Annotated in this window: 1 protein-coding gene; it reads left to right on the forward strand. The window is 41.2% G+C overall.

The annotated features are described in order from the left end of the window. Nucleotides 1-178 precede the first annotated feature (178 nt). Entirely contained in the window at nt 179-556 is a 378-nt protein-coding gene (locus Xhom_RS25025; protein WP_069315928.1) for a hypothetical protein, read from the forward strand. The last annotated feature ends 378 nt before the right edge of the window (nt 557-934 follow it).

The raw sequence follows: 934 nt of genomic DNA on the forward strand, positions 1-934 counted from the left end.
CCGCTTAACTTAACCGAACTGGGAAAACAAAGAATGAGATTGAGTATTGAAAAATACAAAACTGAATCTCAGTCATCGGGATTTAAAGTATTTAAGCTGGCTGGCAGCTTAACTTAACTCTCACCTATTCCTATTCCCATAACGACCTCCTATTAACTCACTCGTGAGGTGAATGATAATGAATGAATTTGATGAAATCATTACAGATATGATTGTAGAAAGAGATAAATATCTGACAGATCTCCAGCATATGGTAATGACCTGTGCGGCATGGGGAGTTAAAAAAGTTGATATTGACGTAACAGCAGCGGCGTTAATGATGAAATTGACAGAAAAACTGCTTCGCTCCCAAATCTCATTGGATAATGCTCAGCGTCAGCAATCTGTTATTGATTCAGTTCGTAACCCAAGTTTCAGCGGGTACGGCATACCAGAAAAAAGCGAAACCGCGGAAGCAATCTCGCTTGAGCTGAAAGAAAAATTTATTTCAGGCTTTTCTCGCGAACAGCCGAAAGAATCTCCTGCGCAATACCAAGAGACTCCTGTCGATTGTTAAGAGAAAGACGAGCTTTAACCTCATTCTCGATTTCCCAAATGAATGAATTAGCATTTTCAGATTGTTTTGCTAATACAGCAATTAGGGAGATCAGCACAGCCTCGGTGGCAACATCATAATTTGATGCCGGACCTGCGAGAGCTGTTTTTGTTTCAAAAGATGCCATGTTTTTCCTTTCACAGAGGTAATCAGCCATCCCTCCAGTTGATTAATGTTTGGCTGATCTAACAACATACCTTAAGTATTAACTTATTACTTTTAACCTACTCACAGGGGCGGCCATAGCTCACCCCACGGACGCCCATTGTTCTAATGGGGTGGATTATGCGTATGCCAAACAAAGACCCAAGCAGCTTTGAACTGTATCAATGGCTGCTG

Source organism: Xenorhabdus hominickii (genome assembly GCF_002632725.1).
Lineage (GTDB): Bacteria > Pseudomonadota > Gammaproteobacteria > Enterobacterales > Enterobacteriaceae > Xenorhabdus > Xenorhabdus hominickii.